This window comes from Nonomuraea sp. K271, from assembly GCF_009908215.1.
GTDB classification, from domain to species: Bacteria; Actinomycetota; Actinomycetes; order Streptosporangiales; family Streptosporangiaceae; genus Nonomuraea; species Nonomuraea longispora.
The window spans coordinates 1-8,466 of the sequence record NZ_JAAAHR010000262.1 but is presented as its reverse complement, the minus strand read 5'-3'; the positions used below and the strand labels follow the sequence as shown (position 1 = coordinate 8,466).

The following is an 8,466-nucleotide window of genomic DNA, read 5'->3' as shown; positions in this document are numbered from 1 at the left end:
CCCCGCAGGACGACGCCGAAGGGCCACCAATCCTTCATCTTCCGTGCAGCAGCACAGCGATACGGTCCTCTCCTACCTCACAGACCGCTCCTCTCCGTGCGCGTGGCGCAACAATGCCGTTTAGATAAGTAATGGGTCGCGGTAGGGTCGGGAGCTGGCGCGGTGGTTTCTCCTGGTGGCAGGACCTGAGGCCTTGATTCCGCCGGTTTCCCGAACGGGTGTGCCACCCCAGTGACCTTGACCAGGTTCTTGGCTCCGTTTCCAGCTCCCGCCACTTCGAACCGTGCATGCGGTTCTCCCGCACACGGCTCTCCGACGCCCTTCATCGACGGCGTTCGGCCGATGCCCGCCAAGGTCGGAAAGGCCTGGGAGCGACGACGGCTCCATTGAGGCTGATCAGCCCGAGCTGGGTCGGGTCGGTGTAGACGACCTGAAGCCAGCCCCACTTGCGCCCCCGTTTGTGCTTCTTACCGAGGAATAACGCGAGCCTCGCGAGGGCGGATCCCCACCTGACGCATCAACGTGCGCCTTTTCCCACTCGCTCACGACAACGGTCTTCAGCCAATGCCGCAGTGGGCGGTTTGACGCCTCTCCCCGAAGAGCGACGCCGAAGGGCCACAACCTTCATCTTCCACGCAGCAGCACAATCGATCGAGGTTCCTACCTACATCGCAACCTCTCCCTCTTGCGCACGTGGCGCACGCACGATCCGGGTCCTGGCCGCCTTCGGCTGCAGTCCAAGGTCGGCCAGCAGCTCGGTCAACCGCGCCAACGCGCGTTCGGCCTCACCCTGGGTGCTCTCGTTCCGCTGACCCGGCCTGGCTGGGCCGAGGCGGGCCGGCACCTGCTCGCCGGACTCGAACTGGCCGTTCGCGAGGTCAATGACGCCGGCGGGATCGCCGGAAGGCCGCTTGAGCTGGTCGTCCGGGACACCGCGGCCGATCCGCAGCGGGCCGAGGCGGCCGTGGATGAATTGGCTCACCTGGGCGTGGCCGCCCTGGCGGGGGAGTATCACAGCGTCGTCGCCCGCGCAGCCGCCGCCAGGGCCGACGCCCTCGGCCTGCCGTTCCTCTGCTCGTCGGCGGTTCTCGACGCGCTCACAGAACAGCCGACGGACTGGGTCGCGCGCCTCCCCCCGCGCAGTCCCACGGCTGGCGGATCTACGCGGACTTCCTCCTCAACGCGGGCCACACTCGAATCGCCGTAGCAGCCCAGTCGAGTGTCTACTGGGCGTCCGGGGCCCGCATCCTGCGGGACCACCTCGCTCCACGCGGCGGCACCGTCATCGAACTCGACCTGGGCCGGCTCTCCCCCACGGCCGTGTGCGACGAACTCGTCGGCAACCGCGCGACAGCCCTCCTTCTTCTGGCCGGCATCCCTGAACCGGCGGTGTCGATCGTCAAGGCCGTCCGCCGCGACCAGCGCCTCGCCGAGATCATGATCGGTGCTCCGGCCGGGCAGCCGGAGTTCGCCGAATGGGCGACGTCGCTGGGCGACGACGGCGCCGCGATCCCGTTCCTGCGCTACCTGCCCGAGCACCTCAGCCCACTCGGTGCACGGGTCGAGAAGGCCCTCCACGAGCGGCTGACCGAAACGCCGTCCTTCGTCGCCTTCGAGGGCTACGACACGGTCACCGTCCTCGCCGATGTGCTGCGTTCTCACGGCACGGACCGGGCGAGCACCGCCAAGTCCTGGTCGCGCGTCGCGGTCGAAGGCACCCGCGGGCAGATCCGGCTCTCCCGTACGCCGGACATCAGCGTGTGGCAGTGGGCTTGGCCGCCGGTCCAGGTCGTCGACCGAGATCCGGCGGAACCCGATCGCATCCGGATCCTTCACACCGGCTGAGACGCCACCCTGGCGAACCCCGGGTACGCGGTCCGCCGCCCGCCGTGCGCGTAACGGCCTGCTTCGCAGATCCACTCCACGTTGGCGTGAGGGAGGGCCAGGTAGGCGCAGGCGACCTTGCTTGCCGCCCGGGCGGCGCCGTGGGACAGGCCGAGGCGGCGATAGACGCCGGGTAAGGCGCGTGCGGCGCGATGCAGGTCGGTGGCGCGCTCGGCGATGCGATCGATCACCCAGAGATGGCCGCCGAGGTCGACAGGTCCAGGTGATGCCGGGCGGCCAGGACGTAGTTGGACAGATCAGCCTCGTACGCGTCCTTGTCGAGAGTGAGCACGTCGTTCACCCAGGTGGAGACATCGTTGGCCGCGTCGGCGAGGTCGCTCCAGGCCGGCAGGCTCATCAGCTCCGCGGGCAGTTCGGTGCCGAGGACGGCCTCTCCGGCGTCGAAGATGAACGAGGCGGAGGCGACCCGGCGGTGGGCCGGATATTCCTCCAGCGGGCTGAACCGTCCGGTCCGCCTGATGCCGATCTCCCAGTGGGTGCTGCGGCGGTTGAGCTCCAGATGGGCGCGGAACCGGCCGCGCCAGGCAGGACCCATCCCGGCCGCGGTGATCCCCCAGAGCTGGGCGAAGGCCCGTTCCATGGGATCGGCGCCCTCCGGTTCGCGGTCATGATCGACCACCTGGAGCAGCCGGGTGTAGGTATGGTCGATCTCCTGCGGCGTGGGACAGGCGCGCTCGTCCCAGCGGTCGTCGAGCAGCACGACCCAGGTGAGCCACTGGGAGAACAGCACGAGCTTGTCGTCGCCGGAGTCGGAGAAGACCCGCCCGGCCATACGATGTCCGTCCAGGGCCCGCAGCCGCCGCAGGGCGGTGGCGTCACCGGTCAGCCCCGCCTGCTCGGCCCAGCGCATCACCTGCCGGCCGGCGGCATCGGTACGCGGGTGGATGCGGCACCGGCCGACCAGGGCAGGAACGCGCTGGAGGAGCTCTCCCAGATGAGGCCGGGCATCGGCCGGCCCGCTCATGAGGAGGAAAGCCTGCCGAAGAACAGGTTGCCGACGGCGTCGGGATCGGCGGAGGTGTAGTAGTCACGGGCCGCGTGGAACAGTTCCTCACGGCTCAGCACGCCGTCGCCGTCCAGGTCGAGCGCCGCGAAGGCATGCTCGCTGTCCTCCCCGGACCGGCCGAACGCCTCGTGCAGCAACTCGAACTCCTGCCGCTGGACGAGACCGTCGTCGTCGGTGTCGGTCACCGCGAGCACCGCCTCGATCGCCGGGCGGAAGACCGGCTCGAAACGGTCGCCGTGGATGAACGAGGCGATCACCGAAGCGCGGTACTCGTCCGGGGTGATGCGGCTGTCGCGGTCGAGGTCGGCCGCGGCGGAGATCGTGTCCCACAGGCTGTCGAAGGAATCGGCGACCCGCCGGCCCCGCTCCCCCGCCGGCGAGGCGCCGAAGCCGACCAGCAACCGGGCGCCGAGCCCCTGCAGGTCGTCCCGGGTGATGGCACCGTTGCCATCGACGTCGATGTGGACGAACGACCGGCTATCTTGAGCACCTGCAGATCAATGGCCATACCCCGTCCTTTCACCGTGAATAGGCACAACTTCCGGCAATCACCCTACGCAGCGGATCTCACACCCTAAGTCTCCATATGGCGACAAGATCGTCACCAGGAACCGCACCGGCGGAGCCCGGCTGTCACACTTCCGCCACGTGGGACGTCTCAAGGAAGGCGAGCATGCGCTGTTCCAGGCGCGGGTCCGAAGGGAGAAACCATGGTGATCGAGGCGGTGTCCCGAAGCGAGGACGTACCCGCGCCCGACCGGTTCGAGCACTGGCGCGAGCTCGCCCTCCGCAAGCACGTACCGCTGGAGGTCGACAGCGACCAGCGCGGGGACTTCCGGGCTTCGCGACGGCTCCTGCAGGCCGGTGGCGCCTTGATGTGGTCGATGACCGTCCAGCAGGGGCACGTCTTACGGCGTACTCCTCGGCTGATCCAGATGCGCGATCCCGAGTGGGTGTATCTCGCGATCCCGCTGCGCGGGACCATGACGGTCCAGCACGACGGCCTCGCGGCGAGTTTCGGCCCCCACAGCCTGTGCGTCCTGGACTCCTCGCGTCCCGTCGAGGTCCGGGTGGCCGACGATCGCGGCCGGCACGTCGGTGTGGGACTGGAGCTCCCCAAGCGGTCCTTGCCGTTGCCGAAGGACGGGCTGAATCGGCTGACGGGGCGTCAACTGTCGGCGCGAGAGGGGTTCGGCGCGCTTTTGAGTCGGTTTCTGACGGGGGTGGCGGGGAACAGCGCCTCTTATGGGCCGTCCGACGGGCCGCGGCTGGAGACCGTCGCGACCGACCTGGTGTCCGCACTCTTCGCTCAGGTCCTGGAACGCGACGCCGCGCTCCCGCAGGAGTCACGCAGACGGACCCTGCTGTTGCGGATCCGGGCGTTCATTCAGCACCATCTGCGCGACCCGCAGCTCACTCCGCGTGAGATAGCGGCGGCGCACCACATCTCCGTCAGCTACCTGCACCGCCTGTTCATGGATGAGTCCGCCACCGTCGCCGCCTTCCTGCACCAGCGGCGGCTGGAGCTCGCGCGGCGTGAGCTGTCCGACTCCGCCCTCCGCGGCACGCCCATCCACGTCATCGCCGCTCGTTGCGGGTTCTCCCACGCCGCGATCTTCAGCCGCGCCTTCCGCGCCGCGTACGGCATGACGCCCAGGGACTACCGGCAGTGGGCGGCCCAGCGTGAACGAGGTGCCCAGGGCCGCTCGCGGCGGTGACGACCGCGTCGTTCGAGGTGAGTGAAGGGTAACGCCATCCTCGACTCGCCACCGGCGAGACCGGCATCACGCTGTCAACGGCCAAGTGCGTGTGGGTCTGGCCCACTTTCCGTGATCAGCTGTCCTTCCAAGATCACAATCATGTCGAGCCGGATGCGGGCCGGTGCCGGTGTCAGGACGCTGCTCTGTGTCGATCATGGAGTTGTTGGCGGTCGTGTTCCCACACCTTGCCGCCGTTCGTATCGAACGGGTGCATCGGGTGGGCGCGACCGTGCGGGTGAAGGCCGCGACGACGGAGCCGAAGGGTGAATGCCCGGCCTGTGGCTGTGAGTCGGTGCGGGTTCATAGCCGCTATGAGCGGTGCCTGGCGGATCTGCCGGTGGCCGGGCAGGAGGTGCTGCTCCAAGTGCGGGTACGTCGCTTCTTCTGCGACAACGCCGCCTGTGAGAAGCGGACCTTCGCCGAGCAGGTTCCCGGCCTGACCAGCAGGCACGGCCGGCGCGCGGCGGGGCTGATGTCGATGCTGCGGATGGTGGCGTTGGCTCTGGGTGGCCGGCCCGGTGCCCGTCATACTGCCCGTCTGGCCTGTGCGGTGGGCCGTTCGACGCTGCTGCGGCTGTTGCGGAGCTTGCCGGATCCGCAGGTGGCGACTCCGCGGGTGCTGGGGGTCGATGAGTTCGCCTGGCGCAAGGGCCATACCTACGGGACGGTGCTGGTCGACGTGGAAGGCGGTCATGTGGTCGACCTGTTGCCGGATCGCTCGGCGGACTCGTTCGCGGCTTGGCTGGAGGCGCATCCCGGGGTCGAGGCGATCTGCCGGGACCGGGCCGGCTGCTATGCCGAAGGCGCGCAGCGCGGCGCCCCGCTGGCGGTGCAGGTGACCGACCGCTGGCATCTGCTCCACAATCTGTCCGGCGCGGTTCAGCGGGCTGTGTCTCGGCACCGCGCGCGCCTGCGTGAACCGGCCAAGCCCGAGATCGTGGATCCTCCTGCCGCTCTGGAGCCGGCCCGCGAGGAAAGCCCCTCGGCGGCCCGCATCAGGGCACGGCACGCCGAGATCCTCCAGGCCCTCGCTCAGGGGATGAATATCACTCAGATCAGCCGCGAGCTGCGGCTAGATCGCAAGACCGTGCGCCGCTACGCCACCGCCGCCATCGCCGATGGCCTCATCAGCGAAGAGCGCGCACCACATCGGACGATCCTCGATGTCTATCTTCCCTACCTGCAGCAACGCTGGGAGCAAGGCTGCCGCAGCACCGATCAACTCCTGACTGAACTGCGCGAACGCGGCTACTTGGGCAGCGCCCGCACGCTCCGACGCCTCACCGCCAAGCTCCGCTCGACAACCGTCAAACCCGCAACGCCGCCCGCGCCCAAGATCCGGGAAGTCACCGGCTGGATCGTCCAGCCGCCCAGCAAGGTTGCCGCCGAAGATCTGGCCAAGCTCGAACAGATCACCGCCCGTTGCCCGGAACTCGCCTCGGTCACCGAGTTGACGCGCCAGTTCGCCGAGATGCTAGTCCACCGCCGTGGCGAGGAGGACTTGGAAGGCTGGGCAGCGGAGATCCGGGCAGATCTCGACCACGTCACCGTGACCTGCGGCGGGGTGAACGTCGCCCGGCACGAACGCTGCTGGGCCACCCACCAGACGCTCACCGACCCGCAGCACCTGGCCGCCGCCCGCACGTTCCGCAGCCAGCGCCTGAGCACGGTCCCCGCGGCGCTGACCGAAGTCGAACAGCGCCGCCTGTCCGACTACGACGACCTGTTCGGCCTGAACAACACCGATGAGCAGGTGGCGCTGTGATGGCCGCCAAGAACACCGCGCTGCCCGGCACCGCCGCCCGCAGCTACGAGCCCAAACGCCTGCGCCTGCGGCTGTTCGCGGTGGCCGGACGGCTGGTGCGCGGCGGCCGCCGGCTGCGGCTGCGCCTGGCGGGGCGCTGGCCTTGGGCCCGTGACATCCTCACCGCACTTGCCCGCCTGCAAGCCCTGCCCGCACCGACCTGACCAGCCACAACCCGACCCTGCGACCAAGAAGGGAACACCCGCGGGCGGCCCGGTTAGCGTCCACGGGAGTGGTGTACGGGTTTGAACCTGTACGTCACCTTGATGCCCGTGAGGGAAGATCGATGTGACATGAGGGCGGCCACTCCGCGATCCTTCACAGCTGTCGAAGGCAAAGAAGGAGAACGAGAAGTGGCCGCTAAAGACATTCTGCCTGCTGAGGGTGAGTGGTTCGACGAGACCCTCGCTACGGCGTCGTCCGATGTGCTGCGCGAGATGGTGGTGCAGATGGCGCAGATGATGATGGACGCCGAGGTCGAGCAGCGCTGCGGCGCCGGCTACGGCGAGGTGTCCGAGCAGCGCCTCAACTCGCGCAACGGCTACCGGCGCCGCGAGTGGGACACCCGCGCGGGGACCGTTGAGCTGGCGATCCCGAAGCTGCGGCACGGTTCGTACTACCCGGAGTGGCTGCTGGAGCGGCAGCGGCGGGCCGAGCGCGCTTTGGCTTCGGTGGTGGCCACCTCCTACCTGCTGGGGGTGTCGACCCGGCGGGTGGAGAAGCTGGCCGAGCAGCTCGGCGTCACCCGGTTGTCGAAGTCGCAGGTGTCGGTGATGGCGCGGGAGCTGGATGAGATGGTGGCCGACTTCCGCAGCCGGCCGCTGGGCGCCGGCCCTTACATCTTCGTGTGGGTCGACGCGCTGACACAGAAGGTGCGCGAGGGCGGGCGGACGGTCAACGTGCACGCCCTGGTGGCGACCGGGGTGAACGCTGACGGGCACCGGGAGATCCTCGGTATCGACGTCGTCTCCAGTGAAGATGGGGCGGGCTGGCTGGCGTTCCTGCGCGGCCTGGTCGCCCGTGGCTTGTCCGGTGTCTCGCTGGTGATCTCCGACTGCCATGCCGGGCTGCGCGACGCGATCGCCTCCACCTTGCCGGGCGCGTCGTGGCAGAGGTGCCGGGCGCACTACGCCCGGAATCTGAGCTCGGTGGTTCCGAAGGCGGCTCAGCCGTGGGTGGCGACGATGCTGCGCACCGTCTTCGAGCAGCCGGATGCCGCCTCGGTGCATGCCCAGCACCGGCAGGTGGTGCAGGTGCTGGAGGACAAGTATCCCAAGGCGGCGGCGCATCTGGACGAGGCCCGCGACGACATCCTGGCCTTCGCCGCCTACCCCAAGAGCGTGTGGCGGCAGATCTGGTCCAGTAACCCGCAGGAGAGGCTGAACAAGGAGATCCGCCGCCGCACCGACGTGGTCGGGATCTTCCCGCATCGCGATGCGATCGTCCGGTTGGTCGGGGCGGTGCTGGCCGAGCAGCACGACGAGTGGACCGAGGGGCGGCGTTATCTCGGACTGGAAGTGCTGGCCGAGTGCCGCAAAGCCGCCGAGAAAAAGGATGATGAAGATGATAACGACACAAATGTGACAACAGATGCTATTGCTGCTTAAATAGCATCAGATCGCAGAGTGGCTTCATTCTCAAACACCACGATCTTGGACGCGGCCGTCATCGATCTTCACACATCCATGGTCACGGCGGTGGCCGCTTCATGTCCGGCGCTTCGCCAACCCCAAGCCCTAAGTGCGGCTGGAGTAACTACGGATGGCACCGGTCGGGTCGCCCCGGGCATCTCAGCCCGGGGCTCCCACAGAACCGTGCGTAACAATCTCTCGTTACACGGCTCTTGTCGTTCTGGTCACCAGACGATCGGGACCGTGTTCACCCAGATCCAGTGGGCGAAGAACTTCGGTCGCGTCTTCACGACCGTGTCCCACTGGGCTTGGGCTTTCCTGCGGCCTCGGAGTCGTTTGTACTTGTTGCGCGACCACCGC

8 protein-coding genes and 1 pseudogene are annotated in these 8,466 nt (G+C 68.4%); 6 read left to right on the top strand and 3 right to left on the bottom strand.

Features of this window, described 5'->3' with window-relative positions:
• The first annotated feature begins 685 nt into the window (after positions 1 to 685).
• Together GUY59_RS51120 and GUY59_RS51115 are read left to right on the top strand one after the other, a co-directional pair.
• Positions 686 to 1,207: an ABC transporter substrate-binding protein gene (locus GUY59_RS51120; RefSeq protein WP_330849303.1), complete on the top strand. Its 522-nt coding sequence runs from the start codon at positions 686 to 688 to the stop codon at positions 1,205 to 1,207.
• Positions 1,117 to 1,845, top strand: coding sequence for an ABC transporter substrate-binding protein (locus tag GUY59_RS51115; protein ID WP_330849304.1), 729 nt, complete (start codon positions 1,117 to 1,119; stop codon positions 1,843 to 1,845). Before GUY59_RS51120 ends, GUY59_RS51115 begins: the two co-directional genes overlap by 91 nt.
• Here the strand turns inward: GUY59_RS51115 and GUY59_RS44755 are convergent.
• From GUY59_RS44755 to GUY59_RS44745, 3 genes are read right to left on the bottom strand one after another with little or no spacing between them, the layout of a single operon-like run.
• Positions 1,833 to 2,075 carry a hypothetical protein gene (locus GUY59_RS44755; protein ID WP_138208314.1) on the bottom strand — a complete coding sequence of 81 codons (243 nt, stop codon included), beginning with the start codon at positions 2,073 to 2,075 and terminating at the stop codon, positions 1,833 to 1,835. The genes GUY59_RS51115 and GUY59_RS44755 overlap by 13 nt on opposite strands.
• Positions 2,072 to 2,869 (bottom strand): terpene synthase family protein, encoded by a 798-nt coding sequence (locus GUY59_RS44750; protein WP_138208315.1) that lies wholly within the window; start codon positions 2,867 to 2,869, stop codon positions 2,072 to 2,074. The genes GUY59_RS44755 and GUY59_RS44750 overlap by 4 nt, the downstream gene beginning before the upstream one ends.
• Complete coding sequence (locus tag GUY59_RS44745; RefSeq protein ID WP_236668112.1) at positions 2,866 to 3,312, bottom strand: EF-hand domain-containing protein; 447 nt, start codon at positions 3,310 to 3,312, stop codon at positions 2,866 to 2,868. The genes GUY59_RS44750 and GUY59_RS44745 overlap by 4 nt, the downstream gene beginning before the upstream one ends.
• A 309-nt stretch (positions 3,313 to 3,621) precedes the next feature.
• On the opposite strand from GUY59_RS44745, the gene GUY59_RS44740 reads away from it, so the two are divergent.
• From GUY59_RS44740 to GUY59_RS44725, 4 genes and pseudogenes are all read left to right on the top strand, one after another.
• A complete protein-coding gene (locus GUY59_RS44740; RefSeq protein ID WP_138208317.1) occupies positions 3,622 to 4,629 on the top strand; it encodes a helix-turn-helix domain-containing protein in 1,008 nt (335 codons plus the stop codon).
• Between the two features lie 196 nt (positions 4,630 to 4,825).
• Entirely contained in the window at positions 4,826 to 6,436 is a 1,611-nt protein-coding gene (locus tag GUY59_RS44735; protein WP_236668114.1) for an ISL3 family transposase, read from the top strand.
• A 20-nt stretch (positions 6,437 to 6,456) separates the two neighbouring features.
• Positions 6,457 to 6,639 (top strand): annotated as a pseudogene (locus GUY59_RS44730) (transposase); the annotation flags it as partial.
• Positions 6,640 to 6,843: 204 nt separating this feature from the next.
• Positions 6,844 to 8,082: an IS256 family transposase gene (locus GUY59_RS44725; RefSeq protein WP_252375246.1), complete on the top strand. Its 1,239-nt coding sequence runs from the start codon at positions 6,844 to 6,846 to the stop codon at positions 8,080 to 8,082.
• Positions 8,083 to 8,466: the final 384 nt, after the last annotated feature.